This window comes from Providencia vermicola, assembly GCF_010748935.1.
GTDB classification, from domain to species: Bacteria; Pseudomonadota; Gammaproteobacteria; order Enterobacterales; family Enterobacteriaceae; genus Providencia; species Providencia zhejiangensis.
Map to the genome: position 1 here is coordinate 2,957,873 of NZ_CP048796.1, position 22,879 is coordinate 2,980,751.

Sequence of the window (22,879 nt, forward strand, 5' to 3'; positions counted from 1 at the left end):
GCATGATTAATAGAAATACACTGCTGTTCTTGAATTACTACTTTATCCATTATCATTAATTAGGAACAAACATGCCTTTTATCAATGATATGTTAGCATCGAACCTTCAAGAAAAAAACACTTCATCTCTAAAAATAGAGAAAGGACATTTTCGTTTTATCTTTGACCCAGAAAATGTTATCGAGAATATTGAAAAAACTATCATTGGGCAAGATGAAGTATTAACTCAGCTAAAAGATATTCTTTACTGCATTAAAACCAATATATTTGATCCCAATAGACCATTAACTACATTGTTATTCTTAGGACCAACTGGGGTAGGAAAAACAGAAACAGTCATTGCTTTAGCGAAGGCAATCAATAATGGTAAAGCGCATTATTGCCGAATAAACATGAATACTTTGTCTCAAGATCACTATGCTGCCTCTTTATCAGGTGCACCACCAGGTTATTCAGGAAGTAAAGAGTCCTACTCGTTATTTGATACTGATAAAATAGAGGGCAGCTATAATACTCCTGGCATTGTATTATTTGATGAAATCGAAAAAGCCAGCAAAAGCGTCATCAGAACATTACTGAATATTCTTGATACTGGAGAATTAGAACTTGCCAATGGCCAAAAAACGATTAACTTCAAAAATACAATAATTATTATGACGTCTAATTTAGGCTCTAAAGATATTTTAAATGAAAAACAGGGTATAACTAAGTTATGGTCAAAAAAGAGCTATGATAATAAAATCATCTCATTACTTGAAAAACAGTTTGACCCCGAATTTATTAATCGAATAGATAGAAAAATAAGCTTTAAGAAAATAACCTCTGAACAAGCGATTAAAATAATTGATATGCAATTATCCAATCTTAATCAAAGAATAGTACAGTATTCAATTAATATCACACTCGATTTTTTAGCAAAAGTGAAAATAAATTCAATGTGTGACCCACGTTATGGTGTAAGAGATATAAAGCGTATTTTTAAGATACATATAGAACCTTTAGTCGCAAGAGCGATATTCAATAATGAGCACTCAAAGCATATAGTGCTCACTGTCGATAATAATCAATTTATCATTAAGAGGTGAACGATGGAGGGGATATTACTTATTTTTATTGGTAGTGTTTTGAGTATAAATGGAATCGCAATTATAAAAGGATATGATGATAAAGAAACGGGAATATTTAATGGTATTATTGGTTGTTTTTGTTTAATTGGTAATATCATTTTAATGATCAATGCTAAAGAGAGTATAGCCTACACTGCAATAGCACAATCTATGCTATTTACCTTCACTTATCTATTTTTAAGTTTTGTGAAAATATATTCCTTATCGGGTAAATTATTTGGATGGTATTGTCTTTTTGTCTTTTTTAATGCCTTATTTTATGCCTATTATGCCAGTTCAGATATTCGCATGGTTGTGCTCTGGTTAGTATGGGCAATATTATGGTTACTGTTTTTTTGTACATTCTCACTGAATATTAAAATTAATCATCTAGGTACGTTAACACTACTCGTTGGTATTGTTACCTGCGCCATACCAGGGCTAATGATGGTGACTAATCACTGGTAATCAATAGCAATAAATAAATCGCTAGTACCCTCTAGATATTGTAGGGGGATTAGCATTATCAGGATTTCACGTTAATTAACCCCTTATAATAGGAAGAACCTCACTTTATACGCCTATCACCGTGTGATAGTTCTATTCTTAACGAGTATGAGAACCGATCGCACTTTCTTAAAATAGAACAACGAAATTGCCTCTTTAAAAAAGCAGGATTTTCCTATAAATAAAAATACATCCGTTCACTACAATACTAACCCTGCATAACACACACCTAAAACTAGTAAATTACGATAATGAACGAGATAAAAACAACTTTACGCACATTCTTATTTTAAAAAGCGTTAGCAAAGTGAGATAAAAAACTAAAACACATTGATATTCTATGCCTAGAGACGTAAAGTATTTAAAGTAAAATTTTGTTGCTAACGCTAATCCTGAGTGTTAATGATGTTGTTATTTGTTTGGACTATCATCTTAACATAGCGTGTACAACCACCTTTACCTTGCTCACTGACACAATATAAGATATTCACAACATTATGTATAAAATCTATTCATTCATTTTACTTTTCATTATTTCGATGCATTCAAGCTTTGCCGCTGTCTCTAACGAAACGATCAAATTGGTTGAAAAAGAGGCTCAAAAAGGTGACATCAAAGCTCAAGTCATGCTGGGTATCGGCTACTACTTGGGAAATGAAGTTAAGAAGGACTACCCGAAAGCTAAAAAATGGTTAACCATGGCCTCTAATAAAGGCAGTGCAGATGCACAGCTTTTTTTAGGCGATATGTACTTAAATGGTAACGGTGTTGAGCCGAATATTGAAACTGCGATTCAATGGTTTGAAAAATCTGCCAACCAAGGTAATCCCGAAGCTCAAAATTATATGGGGCAAATTTATTATCAAGGGATCGGTGTTAAACAAAATTATATCGTGGCTTTTGACTGGTTTAAAAAATCTGCCGATAAAAAATATCCACCAGCACAATTTCAAGTCGGAAAAATGTATGAAAATGGTGAAGGTATCGAAATAGATGATAAAGCAGCCAAACAATACTTGAGTCAAGCCTGCAAAGGCGGTTTAAAAGAAGCTTGTAAAAAATAATTGATACCAAATCGTGCCACAACTCTAGCGAAATTCGTTATGAGTTGTGGATTAAATATATTCTATTTTCCTGATAATATTCCTCTCTATTTTTCATCCTACTCCCCCACTATCTGCTCCATTTAAGTCTAAATAGTTCATTGTCTTTAAAATAGTAATGATTAATTTCAATATGCATGGAAATGTTCTAAACTTATAAAATAAAAGACAAAAAGGAGGATTTATGTACAAAACGATTCTAGTTCCGATTGATGTTAGTGAAGACGCACTTACCGACCTTGTCATCCCTCATGTCACTGCCATCCAGAAATTAAATAATGCCGAAGTGCATTTTCTCGCTGTTAGTGCTCCCATTTCTAACTATTTACGCTACGGTGGAACCATTCTTCCTGGCGATTTTCCCGATGATGAAAAACAAGCGGAAATCATCCTCAATGAATTAAAAGAGAAAGTAAAACGCTTTGCTATCCCTGCTGATAAGGTACATGTTACATCCTCTGTAGGTTCAGTTAAGGATGAAATTTTGGCTATCGCCGAAGAGATCAATGCAGATATCATTTTAATTGGTTCTCGCCACCCAAGCATGTCTACCTATTTACTCGGCTCTAATGCTGCATCAGTCGTACGTTACGCAAAAACATCTGTTTTGGTGATCCGCTGAAATATAGGGTAGTAAAAAATAACATTTTTAGTGAAATGTTTGGATTTTAATCTTATTGAGATCATCTCTTTAAGACCAATTCAAGAGATAATAAATACACACAATTTATAAGACTATTACACAAGATTATAGGTTAGATTGAAGCCTCATAAACATTTTCGTGGCTTTCACGCCCTGCTTTCTAGCAGGGTTTTTTCTTAGATAGTTCGGCTAATTTCAATCTAAATCGTTTGAAAATGACCCCATCAAAACTCACTTCACCTTCTTCCACAAAACCATAACGGTAAATAGCCCCCAGTTTTTTACGACTGAGTGGAAGATGAATGGTTATTGAGGGTAACGACATATGAGTCACCGCTTGTTCAAGCATTTTATTCACGATTTTTTTACCGCACCCCCAATAATCTGGATGCAATACTAACGCTAAATCAGCATCTCCATTTTCATCTTGAAACCCTCCCCATCCAATAAACCTACCATCAACAACCAATGCCCATACACCAAATCCATGTGTATGCCAGTGTTGCTCTTTTTGCTTAACCCATTGGTGGCAAAATGGCTCATCAAACTGGTCATCTCCAAGGGGCATGTGTGCTAATACGAGAGGATGCGTATTGAGTGCGATAATGTCATTACAGTCTATTTGATTTAAGTGCAGTAGTTGAATGTCCATGTTATATAATTTATCCGTGAATTCCGCTAATAAACAGCCATAATAACAACGAGAGTTGCCATTCTTCAAGTCGCCAGTACTCGCTAATAACTCGCTAAATTGAGTATCGTTAAGCCGCATTGACTATCGACTTAACGCAACACGATAATGATTCAATAAAGTAAAAAGCCCGCTTTTATCACGGGCTAGTGCGTATCAATAAAACCATTATTGCGCTAATGCAGATTGCATCACTTTTTGAAAATCTTCCCAAGAACAATAACCGTTCTTATCGATAGGGCAATTTTTCATAGATAACGTGACGTGTTTAGGTGGGGTTTCTAAAGAAAGGTAGCTATTATCTCTAAGTTGATCTGCTGTTTGATAAACATATTCCACCTTCACATAATCTTTATTATCACTCTTATCATGCCAACGTTGGAAAACTAATTTTCCACCAATTGGGGTATATTCATATTGCTCTGGCAATTGGTACGGATTGAAATCCATGGCTGACATTAAGGAAGCAATATTTGAATCATGACCAACCAGCATAATAAATTTTGCCGTTTCTCCTTTATCGACAGAAACGAAGCCTTTATTAATGTAATTTAATAAAGGATGAGCAACATTTTTAGCAATTAATTTAGGAGAGAATAAAGTTTCCTGATAGCCATTTTTTAACGTGTTTAGCTTACGCCATTTATCTGCTGTATTTACCATTCCCCATGCAACTTGTTTTTCTGGGAACCCTTCATAATATTGCAAATCGATCGCATCGACTGCTGAGTTCGCAATTTTAAGCGCCCCAGCTACACCTGGCTCTTTATTAGCCTCAATAATAAAACGATTATCTTGTGATGAAAGTTCACACAGCTTATCCGTTTTACATTTTGGCGAGTTTTTAATATCAAGAACAGTATCTAGCTCATCATATCCTGGTTTCAGGTTGAGCTGTTTTAAATGCTCTTCCATCGCTAATAAGGCTTTTTGCTTAAACTCAGAGCTATCGTTAGTAATAATAGGATTAAAGACGGGATCCATGGTGCCAATTTCAGGTTGATGATGAATTTTCACAGTACAACCGGGAAATGCACCCGCGGTGAAAAATTGTGCTGTCGCAATTGTTCTTTGCAAGCTATTTGTATAAACAAATAATTCTTCATTACTCGTTGGGCATAATTCATCGGCGAGTAACTTCTTTTCATCCGCCCATTCCCGAAAATAATGCCCCATATAAACTTCAAGTGCGCCGCCTTTTGTCGTTAAATACCCACTCTTCGCATCCCATGCAGGCCACTTTTTATCGGTAACTTCCGTTAAGATCCCCGTATTAACAATAGGTGTTCGTAAATTATGGCGACTTAATAATAATACTTGGTCGAGTTGCATATTTTCAGCATTATCGGTATTTGCAAATGCAGGAGCGATTGGCGCCAATAGTGCAGCAGATAAACAGAGTGTTAAAACCTTATATTTCATCGAAATACCCCTACCATTTTGTTGTTGTATTTTGTCGCATGACATTAATTTATTGTAAAATAAATAACTTATTCCTATTTCTAGTTGAATTTACTGCTATCTTATAATGAAGTAACTGACTTTTTTTTCTGCGATTAATATCTCAAAAACAGACTTCACTACGAAATAAGAACTAAGCGAGGTCATTAATGGCTATTTATTGTTATAATCGCTTCAACCAAGAATATTAGCGAAACCCTATAAAGGCATGGTTGATATTAACCGCAACGACTGACAATATTCTATTCACCAAATTAGGAGTTTACTCCGATGAGAATTCAAGCCGCTACCCCATCACAATACAATGAAATTATTGATGTCTGGGAGTCATCCGTCAGAGCAACACACGATTTTTTACCTGAAGCAACGTTACAGAAATTAAAAGTCGCCATCTATAAAGAGTATTTACCGCAACTCTCAGTCTATGTTGCGGTTACTGAAGATAATAAAATAACTGGGTTTATCGGTGTTGACCAAAATAAACTAGAGATGCTATTTATTTCACAATCTCATCGAGGTTCAGGGATCGGCAAACAATTACTTCGTTTTGCTATTGAGCAACTCGCAATTACTGACGTTGATGTGAATGAGCAAAATCCACAGGCCATTGGTTTTTACCAGCATATGGGATTTAGGCAATTTGCACGCTCAGAAAAAGATGGTGAAGGTAATCCCTTCCCCATTCTTCATCTGAGGCTACACACAAAATAATATAAGGCTTTTATATGTCAATTATTACACTTGAAACTCCCCGCTTACTTCTACGTGGCTGGACTGAACAAGACAAAGCGCTGTTTTTTGAAATGAATAGTTCCCCTGAAGTCATGCGTTATTTTCCTTTCGTATTAAATAAATCACAAAGCGATCACTTTATGGATACGATTATGGCGCGATTTGCCAGCCAAGGAGGATGGGGATTGTGGGCTGTTGAATTAAAGTCGACACATGAATTAATTGGTTTTGTTGGTCTAAATATTCCCGAATATCAATTTCCTTTCTCGCCGTGTACCGAAATTGGATGGCGATTACGTCCTCAATATTGGCGACAAGGTTATACCATTGAAGCGGCTCAAGCTGCAATTCAGTTTGCTTTTAATCAACTGAAATTAAATGAGATCGTTGCTTTCACCGCGGTCGCTAACACACCTTCTGAGGGCGTGATGAAAAAATTGGGCATGACGAAAGACCCTGAAAACTTTGCTCATCCCGCCCTCCCTGAAGGCCATTGGCTACAAGAGCATGTATTATATCGTCTACAAAACCCTTATTTATCAAATTAATCCATCATTATTGGCAAATATCGATCCAAGAACCTTGAGTAAGTTCTAACATGCGCTGAGGTGAAATACGTAATGCACTGTTAACCGACCCTGCGGCAGGTAGTACCTCAGTATATTGTTGTAGCGATATATCACAATATACCGCTAACGCTGAAGGTAAACCAAAAGGACAAACACCCCCAACAGGGTGGCTGGTTAACTCCACCACCTCATCCGCTCTGAGCATTCTTGCTTTCGAACCGAGAGCCTGTTTGACCTTTTGATTATCCAAACGAGCCTCTCCTGCACACACGACAAGGATAACCTCATTTTTTACTTTTAGTGATAGGGTCTTCGCTATCTGATTAGGCTCGACATTATGAACAAGTGCGGCTTGCTGAACAGTGGCTGTCACCCCGTCAGTCTCAATAATCTCGATATCAGGAGCATGTTGGGCGATAAACTTTCTAACAGATTCTATACTCATCGTTGTACTCTTTTGTTATGGTTTGCAAGTGATTATTATTTTTTCGTTTATTGGTTTAGAAATTAAAAAACACCATTAGGTGCCGCAAATTAATGAAAACCACCACCCTAAAATAGGATGATTTTAATGAAAACTTTTCAGAAAATGTGCATTTTTTAGCTCTCGGTGCTCACATCACAATGATTTGCTGAATAACGGAGAGCATGCTGAATATGATGGTATAATTGGTGAGTTAGCTTATCATACTCAGGTTCTAAGCCTTTTTCATAAGCTAAAAAAGGCGCTGAATCATTCCATGAGCCCATCCCACCAAAAACCCAAGCACCACAAGCCACATCAAATAAGCATTCACAAAGCATTTCATTATTTTTAACTGGTTTTAGTAGTTTTTCTGCTTGTGATCTAAAAATAGCGGCAAAACCAGTTTCCCCAATTTGCATTGCTAGCCGTTCAATTTCTTGTAGCGTCTTTAAAAATGCCTGTTGATTATGTCCTTCATTTTGCAATGACGATATGGATTGTTCCGCCACAGTCTCAATTAAAACTGCATTTTCTCCCGTCCATTCCACAGTAAACAATTTTACACATACATCACCATCCGCGATGACGATCTGTTGTTGTTGATTGAAATAAACCTGTTTGCTTATCATTCCATCCAGATAATCGCGTAATTTATCAAGGAAATATGTAATTTCTACCGTTCTGATAACCTCAACACCCGCTTGGTTACATAATACCCAATGTTTCACATAAGACATTTTTTGCAATAATAAAATATCTTTTTCCCGCTTCATTGCCCTCACAAAACAGTACGCAATATATTGATCAGCCCGCATTATTTTTCCTATGACAACACTCGTGATAAATAACATTAGCAAAAAAACATACAAAAAAGCCACCGCATAAAATGACGGTGGCTCAAATAACGGCAGTTTATAAGCTTACGGTTTGTTTTTTTCCGCTTCCGCCTCTTTCGCTTCAACTTCACGATACCAACGAGGGTGATGTTTTTTCGCCCAACGTCGGCTGACTTTACCTTCTACCATGCCTTTAATCGACCCTTTAACCCAAAAAGCCATGTACATATGGATCAAAATGGCATGAATTAAGATGATGGCTGCTGCTGCATGAATAAATAAGCTCCAGCGAACCATCCACATTGGGAAGATATGCGCAAAATAAGGACGCCATATTATGATGCCAGTCGCTAAGAGTACAAAAATCATACTCATAATGCTCCAAAACATCATTTTTTGCCCAGCGTTATATTTTCCTACATCCGCTACATGGTGTTCATTACCTTTTAAAACTTCAACGATGTTCTTAATCCAAGGTAAATCCTGTTTATCCGGAATGTTATGTTTCACAAAACGGAAAAACATAAACATCAACACCACAAAAATTAATACACCAAAGAAAGGATGCAGAATCCGTCCCATTTGCGGCGTTCCGAAGGTTTCTGTCAGCCATTGCAATGTTGGGAAAAATAGGGCAATCCCTGACAAAGCAACTAAAAAGAAGCAGATAACCACGGTCCAGTGGCATGCTCGGTCAATAAATTTTGTCCGAACAATCATTTTGCTCTTTTTACTCATGACCATCTTCCTCCTCTTCATCATCCACTTCTTTATTAGGACCAATTCCAACATAGTGGAAAATTAGCCCTGCAAAAGTGGCAATAAAGCCCACCACTGAAAGTGGTTTTAACACCGCCTTCCACAGGTTAATTGGGGTATCAATTTGCGGATTTTTCGGTAAACCATGATATAACTCTGGGTTATCCGCATGTTGTAGCACATACATTACATGAGTACCGCCAACACCTTCTGGATCATAGATCCCCGCATTTTTAAAACCACGTTTTTGTAGCTTATCAACACGTTCGGAAGCGTACTCCAGCATTTCTCTTTTGGTACCGAAATGGATCGCGCCTGTTGGACAAGTTTTCACACAAGCAGGCTCTTGCCCTACAGCAACCCTATCCACACACAGTGTACATTTATAAACACGGTTATCTTTTGGATTTAAACGCGGGATATTGAACGGGCAACCCGCGATACAATACCCACAACCAATACAGTGCTCAGATTGAAAGTCCACGATACCATTTGCGTATTGAATGATTGCTCCCGCCGACGGACAGGCTTTTAAACACCCAGGGTCCGTACAATGCATGCAACCATCTTTACGAATTAACCACTCTAGCTTGCCATTTTCAGTGGTTTCGCTAAATCGCATCACGGTCCATGATTTCGCGCTCAAATCCATTGGGTTATCGTAAACACCAACGCAATGACCGACTTCATCACGAATATCGTTCCATTCTGAACACGCAACCTGACAGGCTTTACAACCAATACAGGATGTCACATCTATCAGTTTCGCAACTTCAAACTTATCATCACGCGCCTGTGGGGGAGGCGTAATGCTATTGGTCGCGGAACGTTTAATAATGTCTTGAGATTGCATTCGTTCCCTCCCTTACGCCTTCTCGATATTAACTAAAAACGCTTTATACTCAGGAGTTTGAGAGTTCGCGTCACCAACAGATGGAGTTAATGTATTCGTAATAAACCCTTTTTGGGTTGCACCTTCAAAGCCCCAATGGATAGGTAGCCCGACCGTTTCGATCGGTTTGCCATCCACCATTAATGTCTGCAATCGTTGAGTGACCACAGCCACCGCTTTAATGAAGCCACGTTTACTGCTGACTTTAACCTTATCGCCATTCACGATGCCTTTCGCTTTTGCCAGAGTTTCGCTAATCTCCACAAATTGCTCAGGCTGTACAATCGCATTCAAACGAGCATGCTTAGTCCATGTATGGAAATGTTCAGTTAAACGATAAGTGGTACCGACATAAGGGAATTGCTCGTGATTTCCGAGGCGTTTTTTATCTTCCTCAAAAATACGTGCTGCTGGGTTTGAAACCACATTCGGGTGCAACGGGTTAGTTCCTAATGGCGTTTCAAATGGTTCGTAATGCTCAGGGAATGGACCTTCCGCCATTTTATCAATCGCAAACAAACGACCTAAACCTTCCGGTTGCATAATAAATGGTCCAGTTCCTACTTCAGGCGCAGAAGCATTGAAGTCAGGAATATCATTACCGACCCATTTTTTGCCATTCCATTCAATCAAGATGCGTTTTTTATCCCATGGCTTACCTTGTGTATCACAAGAAGCACGGTTATAAATGACGCGACGATTGAGTGGCCATGCCCAAGCCCAGCCTAATGTGTTACCAATGCCAGATGGGTCGCTATTATCACGATTTGCCATCTGATTGCCTTTTTCTGTCCAGCTACCTGTATAGATCCAGCAAGATGATGCCGTAGAACCATCATCGCGTAATAACGCAAAAGAACTGAGTAGCTCGCCTTTTTTCGCTTGCAAATTACCATCCGCATCATAGAGGTCAGCCAATGCAATACCGTTATTTTCCTTGGCTACTTCTTCTGATTCTGGATGGAATTGACGCTTGTAATCCCAACGCATCTGCATAAGCGGGTCACGACCCTGACCACCTTCTTGCTCATAAAGCTCACGGATTTTATACAAAATGCCGGTTAGGATTTGACCATCATTACGTGCTTCACCAGGTGCATCTGCGGCTTTCCAGTGCCACTGTAGCCAACGGCCTGAATTAGCGATCGAACCATCTTCCTCAGCAAAACATGTTGATGGCAAACGGAATACCTCAGTTTGAATGGATGCCGTATCAACATCATTCATTTCACCATGGTTTTGCCAGAAGTTAGCCGTTTCAGTGACGAGTGGGTCAACAACAATTAAATACTTCAGTTTACTTAAGCAGCTAACCACTTTGTTTTTATCTGGGAATGACGCAACAGGGTTAAAGCCTTGGCAAATATAGCCATTGACTTGTTCTTTGCTCATCATGTCAAAATACTTCATCACATCATAAGCTTGATCCCATTTTGGTAACCAGTCATAACCCCATTGGTTATCTTTTTGTGCCGCATCACCATAAAAAGACTTCATCAAGCTAACAAAGAATTTTGGATAATTACTCCAATAGTTAACCTGATTGGGTAAAGTGGCTTTTGGCGTATTCGCGGCCAAATAACTCTCCACCGTCAGCATTTTTTCAGATGGCAAAGTGAGATAGCCAGGTAAGCTAGTCGATAACAAGCCCAAATCGGTAAGACCTTGGATGTTTGAGTGTCCACGTAGCGCATTGACTCCGCCACCTGCCATTCCCATGTTACCCAATAGCAATTGGATCATCGCCATTGTGCGAATATTTTGCGCGCCAACCGTATGTTGGGTCCAACCTAATGCATACAAGAAAGTCGTTGTCCTATCCGCCACACTTGTTGAAGCTAAGATTTCACAAACTTTCAAGAAGTCATCTTTCGGTGTACCACAAATTTGTTCTACAATTTCAGGTGTATAACGAGAAACATGCTGCTTCAGTAAGTTCCATACACAACGTGGGTTTTGTAGCGTGTCATCACGTAGTGCGTGACCATTTTCATCAAATTGGTAGTTCCATGTCGTTTTGTCATAAGCACGTTTTTCCGCGTTATAACCACTAAATAAACCATCCTCAAAGCTGAAATCATCTCTGACCAACAACGCTGCGTTGGTATAGTGTTGAACATACTCCGCATTAATTTTATTATTTTCAATCAGATATAGCAGAACCCCTGATAAAAAAGTAATATCAGTACCTGAGCGAATTGGTATGTAGTGATCGGCCACAGATGCCGTACGAGTGAAACGCGGATCGATCACAATCAGTGTCGCATCATTGTTATTCTTCGCTTCTATCGCCCAACGGAACCCAACAGGGTGAGCTTCCGCAGCATTTCCGCCCATCACAACAACAACATTCGCATTTTTAATATCAACCCAGTGGTTGGTCATCGCACCGCGACCAAATGTTGGAGCAAGACTTGCTACCGTTGGTCCGTGTCAGACACGTGCTTGGTTATCGACGGCTAACATGCCGAGGGAACGTGCAAATTTCTGAGTTAACATACCCGTTTCGTTGCTTGCCGCTGATGCACAAAGCATCCCCGTCGATAACCAACGATTTACTGTTGTACCTTGTTCATTTTTTTCGATGAAATTGGCATCACGATCATCTTTCATTAACCGTGCAATGCGGGTAAAGGCATCATCCCAACTGATGCGTTGCCATTTATCAGAACCTGGCGCGCGATATTCAGGATAACGTAAGCGGTTTTCACTATGGATATAATCCAGTAGCCCAGCCCCTTTAGGACATAAAGCTCCTCGATTGACAGGATGATCAGGGTCCCCTTCAACATGGAAAATAGCAGATTTAGCATTCATGGCACCATCGCCCATGCTATAAATTAATAATCCACAACCTACAGAACAGTAAGTACAAGTATTACGAGTCTCTTTAGACCTGAGTAATTTATATTCACGTACATTAGCCATTGCCATTGAAGGCATAAAACCTAACGCAGCTACTGTCGTACCTGCCATCCCGCCGGCACAGATTTTAAAAAACTTTCTGCGACTGACGTTCATTGCTTCCCTCTTTATATTTATTGTATAAATCGGAGGGAGAATATCAACGTATGATAATTATATATTGCCTAAAATCAATGAATGTGAAAATAAAAGGTAAATTAATATTAACTGAGTAGTTAATCCTCAATTAAATATACTACTAATAGAGTAATATTTTAAAATAATGATACAGATCAAATAACAAGAAAACACATTAAATATAAAAACAAAGTCAGGATCAATTTTTAGCGTATAACACTTACCTCAATAATAAACGCTTACTTAATTTAAATTAAGTTTTCCTTATCAATATTCACTAAATCATCTCTACTCTGACACGCCTTCTATATTAAAAAAATTTATTAATAATAAAAAAGCACTCTATTCCCATAACTAAAATTTACATTTTTATGTCAAATTAATTTAACTTTATTTCCAACCGCTAATAATAATTCCAGCACCAATAAATACCACCAGCGCACCAATCCAATCGGTTGTCGTCAGAGAGACGCCATCCACCACACGTAACCATAATAATGCTGTAGCAATATAAATTCCGCCATAAGTTGCATAAATTCTGCCGCTAGACTCAGGGTGGAGCGTCAGTAACCACACAAACACCATAAGGCACAGCGCCGCAGGTAATAATACCCATGCACCAGCTTGTTTTTTCATCCACAAATAAGGGAAATAACAACCTGCAATTTCAGCTAACGCAGTTAAGAAAAACAAACCAATAAATTTTTAATGACATAATAATATTCTCTAACGTAGGGTCTAGGGCTCAAACACGAGGAACTTTGATGACTTGATTATTTGACTTTAATAATTCGATACATTCCTGTGCACCGCGTTTTAATACCTGCCCTTTTAAACAAACTATATGAATCGGTAACTCTAATCCATTTGGCGTATTTTTAAACTCTAATCGCTTAAGCGTACCGTGTTTTAACTTATCTTTAATTAATGAAATTGGTAAGTTACCCCACCCCATTCCGGCTTCAACTAAACCTAATGCCATTGCAAAGTTATCCGTTCGCCAATAATTACTTGCCACAACGGCACGAATATCACTCAACTCATGTTCAAAACTGGTTATGACAATCTGCCGAGTTTGAACAAGATCTTCCATATATAAAGAAGATGCCTGTTTAATCGATGGATGAGCCGCTGAAATGGTTGCAACCAACAATTCATAACCAATACATTGGAATTGTTCTTGAGCGTTAACAGAAATACCACCAAAGGCAATCGCAAGGTGTAGGCGGTTCTGGTGTAATAACGACAGAATGTCATCTTGGGGGGCCGTCATTAACTCGACGTGCATTAAAGGATAACGCTGACTCAATGTTTTCAATGAATCAAATAATAAATTGGGGTTAATGCCTTCTGCAATCCCGATAGTTAAGATGCTTTCCACCCCTTGTGTTAACTCTCGCGAAAAAACATTTAACTGCCGCAGATTATCGACAATGGTACGCGCATAAGGCTCTAGAGAAAGGGCCTTTTCAGTAGGCTTAGGTTCTCTAGTATGCCTTTCAAACAGCAAAAAACCCAACTCAGCTTCCAAATTAGCGATCGCCATACTCACCGCAGAGGGAACTCGATGCAACGCTCTTGCAGCAGCCGAAAATGAGCCTTTCTCCAGTACAGTCAAAAAGATAGTGAGATTTTCGCTATTAAATGGCATATCCAACCTTTCAATTATATTGATATTAGCTGACTTTTATTATCATCAATGTTGATTTAATTTACCAGACTAAAACACACAGTATGTAGGATAAAAAAATGCAAGGTATCAAACGAAAAGTCGTTTTTATTACCGCCTATGAAGTGATTGGCTGGTTAATTTCATCACTGGCACTTGCCTTTCTTTCTGGTAATTCGGCAGAAACCACAGGGCCATTAGCGCTTGTTATCACGACGATTGCCGTGAGCTGGAATTTTATTTTCAATACCGCATTCGAATATTGGGAGTCAAAACAAACATCGAGGATCAGGACATTCCGTCGACGGTTTGCCCATGCAATTTTATTTCAGCTAACCTTAGTGGTCTTTTTAATTCCACTTATTGCATGGTGGTTATCGGTTAGTTTGCTGCAAGCCTTAATACTCGATTTTGCGTTAATTATATTTATTCCTATTTATACTTTCTTCTTTAATTGGGCTTTTGACAAAATATTTGGCTTACCTAAATCGGCCTTACCACAAGAAGAGAATATGATTCAGTAATATGACGTTAATGATATGCCATCTTACATAAAGATGGCAAAGTCATTAGCTTTTAACAAAAAATAAAGACACTTTTTTCGCTAGCGGTAAAACAATTAATACTGTCGGAAAAGCTATCATCCATGATAACAACCAAGAACTTAACCAAGGTGCGAATATTTCACTATTCAAGCCCAAGGCTTTTACAATACTAATAAAAGAAACAATACCGCTCATCACTAATGATAAGAAAAAAGGAATAAGAAAAATCAAAGCTCTGGTAGGAAGTTTGGGGATCCCCAAAATTGTATTTTTATTTTCTAATGACATTCTATAGACTCCAAATTACACGCATACAACAGCATATAACTGTTGCATAACAAAGTTATATGCGTTGATTAACGTAAACGCTTACGAGTCTTTTAGACCAATAGAAAGTCATATTTTAAGTATATCTTTCTGCTTGTCAAATAGTATATCTCAACAGTAATTCCGATCTTAATTATCCATAACATGTGGTTGGCTCTTACCTAATGAGCAATTATTCTACAAACCCAACTCTGCTGATTAATTACCATTGATCACCGCCGCGAAAATCACAATACAGTGAAGCACTCAAATCAATTTCACCATCAGCTTTCCAGCCCATAACCCCACCTTCTTCTTCAATAGAGCGGATATAGTGGCCTTGATTTAATTCGAATAGTTTGCCTTTCCATACTCTCCAGCCAACCGAATGATACAATTTCTCTCCTTCTTCCGAAGCCGATAACAAACCTAACGGATAACATGAACCAATGATTTTATTCGTTTGTAACATCAATTGTCGCCCAATCCCTTGACGTCGATATTCATGTAAAACCACCATAGCTTCAACATAACCAACAGAAATAGGCGCTTCATTGATTGCCATATGACGCTGAATTATCGCAACATGGCCAACCATTTTTTGTTGGTCAAAGGCAACCACATGCATTCCACCGAGAGTATGTGCAAAATCATCATGCGTAAAATCCCCTTCAAAGCCTTCCACAAGCAAGTGATAAAGCCTCTCTTTTTCATCTTGTGATAATTGGGATGTATGCAGATTGCGATATTCGATAGCCATAAAAATCCTATATAAGCATTGATAAAAATCGTAGTCAGTATATTCAAAACATTTATCAAATAACGGAAAAAATGTGCTGTGCTGTTGAACTCAACGCCTCACGGCTGAGTGATGTGATGCTTTATTTGTGTACTCATAAACTGATAGAGTTGATTAAACTCTTCTATTGATGAAACAGCACGAATAGGAAAAATAATAAAATCGTTGTCACTGGTTTGTACAAATATCAGTTCGTTATCTCGTTTGACTTTTTTTACTCGCGGCCAAAACACTTTATAACTACTGTTATCTTGGATGAACTCAATAAAATATCGATTTATTTTGATATGACGTAGATAGGTTTCATCATTCTGTTCTTTATTTTCATATTTTTTCATAAAATAATTTTCTAACTTTTGAGATAGAAAAAATGCGAATAATGCAACAACAACCAAAGCCAAGCCTAACCAGCTCATTCTCTGTAACCGTGCTATTTCAGGGTCGATATCTGTTGATAACATTAGCAGAGATAACACGATAAAAATAATGAATAGGCCACCAATACTCAGGCTGTATAAACCGATCTTTGCTAAATAGAGTACCCACTGATAAGGCTTAGCGATTTCAATTCTTTGATATTCTTTTATCTGTTTTTGGATCTTTCTTATTTCAGAAATAGAAAGTGAAAATTTGACTTCGTAGCGATCTTTCATCTTACAGATACTTAATAGTGATAGTGGCTCTGATACGCTCAAAGTATCATAACATTGCTAACTCTAATAGCCACGATGAAACAGAGATGCCATACTTGTCGCAGTGGGTAAGTCATCGAATAACAATGCATAATACCCACTCGTCGCGAATAGATAGCGTTTAAAATGTATTCGTAAGCTTCCCTCTAACAATAACCTTTGCAGGTTTTGCCGTTTCATCCGATGCTCTTCTCACCGCCATATTAATCACTTGCCACGATATTTCTTGCAAATCGTGTGAAATACAAGGGAAGTTAAAACCATAGATTGATGAATAAGAAACTTCATCAATGCTGAACAATGAAACATCATCTCGCAATGATATTTGATTTTTAATACAAGCCTTAATAATTCCTAACGAAATTTGGTTATTACAACCAACAAAAAAATCGGGAGATTTATTTTTTTGAAGATAACTATCTGTAATCTTATAGGCTTCATCCATCAGAAAATCCGCATATAAAATCTCAACATGATTAACACTACCTTGTAAAGCGGCTTTCAGCCCTGTCACCCTATCGCGGGCAACATTTGAATCTTCAGGCCCTGATACGATAACAACACTTTTTGCATCCTGCGATTGGATAAAACGCCCTGCTTGCAGCCCACAATCTAAATTATCGATGTAGACACCACTACATTGTTTAATATCCACTTCCCGATCAACAAGGATAACGGGAATATTAAGCAGTTCAAGTTGCTTAAAGTAAGCGGGCTGATAAAAACGGTCAGAAGAAACAACCGAAAGAATAATCGCATCCACATTGTAACCAATCAGTTTTTCAATGATTCGCGCTTCATTTTCTTTCGATTCGTAAGAGTCAAAAACTAATGTGTCATAACCGACTTGATAGGCTTCTTGTGTCATCAATTTCGCTAACCCCCCGAAAAAGGGGTTTCCCATATCAGGGGTAACGATGCCTATCGTTTTTGATGATTTCGCACGTAGATTACGAGCAACCGCATTAACAACATAACCGATTTTATCCGCCGCTTCTAAAATCCTTTTCAACGTCTCGGGATGAACTTTATCTGGCTGAGAAAAAGCACGAGATGCTGTAATTTTACTTACATTAGCAAGTGCCGCTACGTTTTCTAACGTCACTTTCTGTGACTTATGCTCTGCCAATTTCATCTCCTTATTAAATTAAGTATCATTTCGTACCATTATAGTATCATTTAATCGTTTCAGTCATGTAAAACCCACAATATTATTCAATACCTTCTAAACGACGTACTCTAGGATCCGTAAAAATATCGAACTCATCACGGCTTTCGCTGGAAAACTCTGACACTACCGCCCCCATGCTACCCGCTTTAAACCAGTGTAGTGTATTCGGTTTGATGGTGTACTGCTCCCCCGGCTTCAATAGAATAAAACGGTTACATTGATACCATTGCTCATCCCCTTCCGGTTTATGACAAATGGGTTCACCTGATTCATTTTCATTCAATGTTAATGAGTCATCATCAACAAACAAGTACACCTCCCCCCAACGACAACGAAAGGTTTCTTGCTTACCGATTGAAGAGCCGAACGGTGGGTGCCGATGTTCTGGGCACACTTGATCAGGAAAAAGAACCAATTCTTTAGCACAATAACGTTCGTTATTACAATAAGTTAATAGTTGTAAGCCTGGACGAGGATAATCAGGTAATCCAAAACTCGCAATCTCAATACGTGCTTTTTCTTCTTCAGTGATACGCAGTTGTGCTTTCTTTAGGAAATTAACGACTTGCTGTTGATATTGTGCTTTATTCATCAGATGAATCTCCTTAATGATACCGATAACATTATAGCGGCATCATGGTTACAAAAAATGTGATCCACTAGCCTATTTCCCCCCTTGCATTTACAAAAATGCTACTCATTTAATGAAACTACAACCTACATCACATAAAAATAATAAAATTCGATCTAATATCCGCATCATTAAAATGATATCGATACCATAGAAATGAGCCAGAGGTAATCATGAAAGCATTAGTACTCGAAAAAGCAGGAAAAATTTCTATTCAGGATTGGCAAAGCCCTGAAGTCCTCGGTGAGGATGACGTCGAAATTAAAATTCATACTGTGGGTATTTGCGGTAGTGATGTTCACTACTACCAACATGGGCGTATTGGTCCATTTGTCGTTGAAAAACCGATGATTCTAGGGCATGAAGCATCAGGTGTGATCACCGCTGTCGGTAAAAATGTCACTCATTTAAAAGTCGGTGATCGTGTTTGTATGGAGCCTGGCATTCCTAATTTACAATCAACGCAATCACGTGCGGGCCTCTATAACCTAGATCCTGCGGTTCGATTCTGGGCAACTCCGCCGATTGACGGTTGTCTGCGTGAAAGCGTTATTCATCCAGCCGCCTTTACCTTCAAGCTTCCTGAGAATGTTTCTTTTGCTGAAGGCGCAATGGTTGAACCTCTTGCTATCGGTATGCAAGCTGCGACAAAAGCAGAAATTAAGCCCGGTGATATTGCTCTCGTTATTGGTGCAGGTACCATCGGCATCATCACCGCGTTGTCTGCGCTCGCTGGCGGCTGTTCAGACGTTATTATCTGTGATTTATTTGATAAAAAATTGGAAGTTGCTAAGCAATATCCGGGGCTACACCCAATTAACAGTAAAGATACCCAAGCCATCGCAGATAAAGTTAATGAATTGACGGAAGGTAATGGCGTGAATGTTCTGTTTGAGTGCAGTGGTGCCAAAGCCGTTATTGCCAACATCACTGAACACATGGCGCCGGGTGGAACCGCTGTGCTCGTTGGTATGCCAATCGATCCTGCACCTTTAGATATCGTGTCTGCACAAGCGAAAGAAATTACCTTTAAAACCATCTTCCGTTACGCAAACATGTACCCACGTACTATCCGTTTACTCAGTGCCGGCAAACTTAATGTAAAACCATTATTATCAGCAACCTATAAGTTTAAGGACAGTGTTGAAGCTTATGAGCGCGCTGCCGAAGGTCGCCCAACCGATATTAAGATTGTATTAGAAATGGAGTAATACATGACACTGTATGCTGGGATCGATTGCGGTACGCAAAGTACTAAAGTCGTTATCGTTGATAGCGAAAGCGCACAAATATTGGGTGAAGGTTCCGCGCCTCACCCTCTCATAAGCGAAGCATCTGGGCGCCGTGAACAGCATGCTTCTTGGTGGACAGATGCACTGGAAATAGCATTTCACCAAGCAATTAATAACGCTGGAATTGAAGGTAAAGAAATTGCTGCTGTTGCCGTTTCGGGTCAACAACATGGTTTTGTGCCACTCGATAGTCAAGGTCATGTTATCGCCCCCGTTAAACTATGGTGCGATACTGAAACGGCCGCAGAAAATCAAAACATTGTTGATGCATTAGGTGGCACAGAAGGTGCTTTATCCCAACTAGGGTTAATGCCTCAAACGGGTTATACCATTTCTAAAATTTTGTGGCTAAAAACACATCATCCTGAACTTTGGGAGCAGTTAGACACGGTGTTGCTGCCACATGATTACCTTAATTTTTGGCTAACGGGTGTTCGTATTGCTGAATTTGGCGATGCATCAGGAACTGGGCTACTGAATATTCGCACGCGTGAATGGGATACTCATACCATCAATCTGATTGATGATTCAGGCCGTTTACAGCGAGCGCTTCCTCCGTTGGTTACCGCTGAAACCTGTATTGGTACTGTATTGCCGGAAATTGCTTGTCGATTAGGCATATCGAGCCAAACAAAAGTGGCGACTGGTGGCGGTGATAATATGATGGCAGCCATTGGCACTGGCAATATTGTACCCGGTATCATCACAATGAGCTTGGGGACTTCAGGCACACTCTTTACCTACTCGAAAACGCCTGTTGTCGCAAATTCAGAGATGATTGCTGGTTTTTGTTCATCAACAAATGGCTGGTTACCATTAATTTGTACAATGAATGTGACCTCAGCAACCACGGCAGTACAAAAATTCCTCAATCTTGATTTAAAGAGCTTTAATCAAGCCTTAGAACAGACCGAACCTGGCGCTAATGGTTTGAAAATGTTGCCATTCTTTAATGGCGAGCGCGTTCCACAATTACCGCAAGCTAAAGCCAGTATTCATAATATTGATAGCAGCAATCTCAATGCTCAAAACCTAAGCCTCGCCGTTGTTGAAAGTGCAACTTATGGCCTACGTTTTGGTATTGATTTATTCCGTAAACAAGGAATACATGCTCATGAAATTCGTCTCACTGGCGGTGGCGCGAAAAGTGCCAAATGGCGTCAAATTGTTGCAAATATTATGAATGTTCCTGTTATTTGCGTCACTAACAGTGAAGCGGCGGCGTTGGGCGCGGCAATTCAAGCTATCTGGTGCGATACCTTAACTGAACATGATGATAAAACAGCATTATTAGAAAAAATTTGTCGGCAATTTGTGCATCTTGATGAGAGCACACTCGTCATACCCGACAACCAAAAAGTATCTTGCTATGAAGGTTTATATCAAGATTACCTTTCGTTACTCCAAGCTGAATATCCAGAGGTGGCAATATGACAAACTCGGTGGACATTCAAGCGGATGAACTTTTACATATCACTGGGGTTAAAAAATCATTTGGGCCTGTAGTGGCATTAAAAAATGCACAATTTAGCCTGAAAAAAGGGTCTATTCATGCTTTATGCGGCGGAAATGGCGCTGGCAAATCGACCTTTTTAAGTATCCTAATGGGGTTCATCCAGCCTGATTCGGGTGACATCATAGTGAAAGGCAAACATTGCCATTTTCATCAACCAAAAGATGCACTTAATGCAGGCATTGCAATTGTTCAACAAGAGCTTAGCTCAATTCCTGATCTCACCATTGCTGAGAATATCTGGTTAGGTCGCGAACCTAAAAAGCTCGGCTTTGTCGATTTCAAAAAAATGAATCAGCTAACGGCTGATTTAATGGCAGACTTGCATTTTGATCTCTCACCCACAGAAAAAGTGCGTAATCTCAGTGTTGCTGAACAACAGCTGGTCGAGATAGCCAAAGCACTGTCTCACTCTGATGCTGATATCATCATTATGGATGAGCCGACATCCGCTATTGGTGAAGAAGATGCACAAAAGATTTTTGACGTTATTACTCGTTTAGCGCAAATGGGGAAAGGGATTATTTATGTTTCCCACCGTCTCTCTGAAATATTTCAAATTGCTGACACTTTTTCTATTTTCCGCGATGGCACATTTATTACAGAAGGTGCAATTGCAGATATCACACGTGAGCAGCTCATTGAACATATTATTGGTGGTGAATTTAAAGATGAATTTGCCAAATTTAATCAGCCTACCAATGAAACGATCTTAACTGTCGAACAGTTAAGTTGGCTCGATAAAATCAAAAATATCAGTTTAACCCTTAAAAAAGGGGAGATTCTGGGAATATATGGACTTGTCGGCTCAGGGCGAAGTGAATTTCTCGATCTTATTTTCGGTATTGAGCACGCCTCTGCGGGAACCATTAAAGTTAACAATACTGAATTAGGCAAGCACTCTCCTCAAGATGCGATCAAAGCTGGTATTGCTTATGTAACTGAGGATAGAAAAGAAACGGGTTTAATGTTAGGCCGTTCAATTAATGAAAATATTAACATCGCCTCTTTTTCAGAGATTAGTCGTGCCAGTTTCATTAATGAGAAGAAAGAACAAGCTCGCGCCGATGACATGATCAAATTATTCAACATTAAAACCCCCGATGCCGATCAACTGGCAGGAAATCTCAGTGGCGGTAATCAACAAAAAGTCGTTCTAGGCCGTTGGGCACTGCTTGACCCTGAAGTGATGTTACTTGATGAACCTACTCGGGGTATTGATGTTGGCGCCAAAAAAGAGATCTATCGTTATATGTCGGAATTTGCTCTGAAAGGTAAAGGGATCATCATGGTCTCCTCCGAATTATCGGAAATTATCGGGATGAGCGATCGCATTATTGTCTTCCGTAACGGTGAGCTTGCTGGCGAACTTTCTGCTGCTGAAGCAACTCAGACAGAATTAATGAAACTTGCTGTTTAATTCAGTGACATTGATTTTTATTTTAAATAATAAA

At 39.0% G+C, this 22,879-nt stretch carries 24 protein-coding genes; 10 read left to right on the plus strand and 14 right to left on the minus strand.

The window, feature by feature from the left end:
• Positions 1-71 precede the first annotated feature (71 nt).
• The 4 genes from G3341_RS13380 (at position 72) to G3341_RS13395 (ending at position 3,338) form a co-directional block, all read left to right on the plus strand.
• Positions 72-1,085 (plus strand): AAA family ATPase, encoded by a 1,014-nt coding sequence (locus tag G3341_RS13380; protein WP_163862411.1) that lies wholly within the window; start codon positions 72-74, stop codon positions 1,083-1,085.
• Positions 1,086-1,088: 3 nt separating this feature from the next.
• Complete coding sequence (locus G3341_RS13385; RefSeq protein ID WP_154624633.1) at positions 1,089-1,574, plus strand: AmiS/UreI family transporter; 486 nt, start codon at positions 1,089-1,091, stop codon at positions 1,572-1,574.
• A 536-nt stretch (positions 1,575-2,110) separates the two neighbouring features.
• On the plus strand, positions 2,111-2,677 hold the full coding sequence (locus G3341_RS13390; protein ID WP_154624634.1) for a tetratricopeptide repeat protein: 567 nt from the start codon (positions 2,111-2,113) through the stop codon (positions 2,675-2,677).
• A 223-nt stretch (positions 2,678-2,900) separates the two neighbouring features.
• Positions 2,901-3,338: a universal stress protein gene (locus G3341_RS13395; protein ID WP_154624635.1), complete on the plus strand. Its 438-nt coding sequence runs from the start codon at positions 2,901-2,903 to the stop codon at positions 3,336-3,338.
• A gap of 181 nt (positions 3,339-3,519) precedes the next feature.
• On the opposite strand, the gene G3341_RS13400 is transcribed toward G3341_RS13395, so the two are convergent.
• Together G3341_RS13400 and agp are read right to left on the minus strand one after the other, a co-directional pair.
• Positions 3,520-4,131, minus strand: coding sequence for a GNAT family N-acetyltransferase (locus G3341_RS13400; RefSeq protein WP_244316436.1), 612 nt, complete (start codon positions 4,129-4,131; stop codon positions 3,520-3,522).
• 87 nt (positions 4,132-4,218) lie between these two features.
• A complete protein-coding gene (gene agp / locus G3341_RS13405) occupies positions 4,219-5,472 on the minus strand; it encodes a bifunctional glucose-1-phosphatase/inositol phosphatase (protein ID WP_163862415.1) in 1,254 nt (417 codons plus the stop codon).
• A 309-nt stretch (positions 5,473-5,781) separates the two neighbouring features.
• Between agp and G3341_RS13410 the strand changes: the two genes are divergently transcribed.
• Entirely contained in the window at positions 5,782-6,222 is a 441-nt protein-coding gene (locus tag G3341_RS13410; protein ID WP_154624637.1) for an acetyltransferase, read from the plus strand.
• Between the two features lie 14 nt (positions 6,223-6,236).
• Positions 6,237-6,791, plus strand: coding sequence for a GNAT family N-acetyltransferase (locus G3341_RS13415; protein ID WP_154624638.1), 555 nt, complete (start codon positions 6,237-6,239; stop codon positions 6,789-6,791).
• A gap of 7 nt (positions 6,792-6,798) precedes the next feature.
• On the opposite strand, the gene G3341_RS13420 is transcribed toward G3341_RS13415, so the two are convergent.
• The 7 genes from G3341_RS13420 to G3341_RS13450 all read right to left on the minus strand — a co-directional run bounded on the left by G3341_RS13420 (position 6,799) and on the right by G3341_RS13450 (position 14,458).
• Entirely contained in the window at positions 6,799-7,257 is a 459-nt protein-coding gene (locus tag G3341_RS13420; RefSeq protein WP_154624639.1) for a YbaK/EbsC family protein, read from the minus strand.
• A gap of 155 nt (positions 7,258-7,412) precedes the next feature.
• Positions 7,413-8,093, minus strand: a complete 681-nt coding sequence (locus G3341_RS13425; protein ID WP_163862419.1) for a hypothetical protein — start codon at positions 8,091-8,093, stop codon at positions 7,413-7,415.
• A 105-nt stretch (positions 8,094-8,198) separates the two neighbouring features.
• The gene (fdnI, locus tag G3341_RS13430) at positions 8,199-8,852 is read right to left on the minus strand and encodes a formate dehydrogenase-N subunit gamma (RefSeq protein WP_154624641.1); all 654 of its coding nucleotides are present in this window, start codon (positions 8,850-8,852) and stop codon (positions 8,199-8,201) included.
• Positions 8,845-9,726, minus strand: a complete 882-nt coding sequence (gene fdxH, locus G3341_RS13435) for a formate dehydrogenase subunit beta (RefSeq protein ID WP_154624642.1) — start codon at positions 9,724-9,726, stop codon at positions 8,845-8,847. The genes fdnI and fdxH overlap by 8 nt, the downstream gene beginning before the upstream one ends.
• Before the next feature lie 12 nt (positions 9,727-9,738).
• Positions 9,739-12,786 (minus strand): formate dehydrogenase-N subunit alpha, encoded by a 3,048-nt coding sequence (fdnG, locus tag G3341_RS13440; RefSeq protein ID WP_154624643.1) that lies wholly within the window; start codon positions 12,784-12,786, stop codon positions 9,739-9,741.
• Between the two features lie 411 nt (positions 12,787-13,197).
• Entirely contained in the window at positions 13,198-13,506 is a 309-nt protein-coding gene (locus G3341_RS13445) for a YnfA family protein (protein WP_163863619.1), read from the minus strand.
• A 46-nt stretch (positions 13,507-13,552) separates the two neighbouring features.
• Positions 13,553-14,458: a LysR family transcriptional regulator gene (locus tag G3341_RS13450; RefSeq protein ID WP_154622956.1), complete on the minus strand. Its 906-nt coding sequence runs from the start codon at positions 14,456-14,458 to the stop codon at positions 13,553-13,555.
• Between the two features lie 98 nt (positions 14,459-14,556).
• Between G3341_RS13450 and G3341_RS13455 the strand changes: the two genes are divergently transcribed.
• Positions 14,557-15,000, plus strand: a complete 444-nt coding sequence (locus tag G3341_RS13455) for a PACE efflux transporter (protein ID WP_163862421.1) — start codon at positions 14,557-14,559, stop codon at positions 14,998-15,000.
• 45 nt (positions 15,001-15,045) lie between these two features.
• Here the strand turns inward: G3341_RS13455 and G3341_RS13460 are convergent, their stop codons facing one another.
• The 5 genes from G3341_RS13460 to G3341_RS13480 form a co-directional block, all read right to left on the minus strand.
• Positions 15,046-15,309: a DUF2798 domain-containing protein gene (locus G3341_RS13460; RefSeq protein ID WP_154622954.1), complete on the minus strand. Its 264-nt coding sequence runs from the start codon at positions 15,307-15,309 to the stop codon at positions 15,046-15,048.
• Between the two features lie 241 nt (positions 15,310-15,550).
• Positions 15,551-16,087 (minus strand): aminoglycoside N-acetyltransferase AAC(2')-Ia, encoded by a 537-nt coding sequence (gene aac(2')-Ia, locus G3341_RS13465; protein ID WP_163862424.1) that lies wholly within the window; start codon positions 16,085-16,087, stop codon positions 15,551-15,553.
• A 98-nt stretch (positions 16,088-16,185) separates the two neighbouring features.
• Positions 16,186-16,779, minus strand: coding sequence for a YcxB family protein (locus G3341_RS13470; protein ID WP_154622952.1), 594 nt, complete (start codon positions 16,777-16,779; stop codon positions 16,186-16,188).
• Positions 16,780-16,939: 160 nt separating this feature from the next.
• Entirely contained in the window at positions 16,940-17,953 is a 1,014-nt protein-coding gene (locus tag G3341_RS13475; RefSeq protein WP_195848154.1) for a LacI family DNA-binding transcriptional regulator, read from the minus strand.
• 76 nt (positions 17,954-18,029) lie between these two features.
• Positions 18,030-18,581: a D-lyxose/D-mannose family sugar isomerase gene (locus G3341_RS13480; RefSeq protein WP_163862427.1), complete on the minus strand. Its 552-nt coding sequence runs from the start codon at positions 18,579-18,581 to the stop codon at positions 18,030-18,032.
• A gap of 212 nt (positions 18,582-18,793) precedes the next feature.
• Between G3341_RS13480 and G3341_RS13485 the strand changes: the two genes are divergently transcribed.
• The 3 genes from G3341_RS13485 to G3341_RS13495 are packed head-to-tail and all read left to right on the plus strand — an operon-like array spanning position 18,794 to position 22,845.
• On the plus strand, positions 18,794-19,831 hold the full coding sequence (locus G3341_RS13485) for an NAD(P)-dependent alcohol dehydrogenase (protein ID WP_154622949.1): 1,038 nt from the start codon (positions 18,794-18,796) through the stop codon (positions 19,829-19,831).
• Positions 19,832-19,834: 3 nt separating this feature from the next.
• Entirely contained in the window at positions 19,835-21,346 is a 1,512-nt protein-coding gene (xylB, locus tag G3341_RS13490) for a xylulokinase (protein ID WP_154622948.1), read from the plus strand.
• Positions 21,343-22,845 (plus strand): sugar ABC transporter ATP-binding protein, encoded by a 1,503-nt coding sequence (locus G3341_RS13495; RefSeq protein ID WP_154622947.1) that lies wholly within the window; start codon positions 21,343-21,345, stop codon positions 22,843-22,845. The genes xylB and G3341_RS13495 overlap by 4 nt, the downstream gene beginning before the upstream one ends.
• Positions 22,846-22,879: the final 34 nt, after the last annotated feature.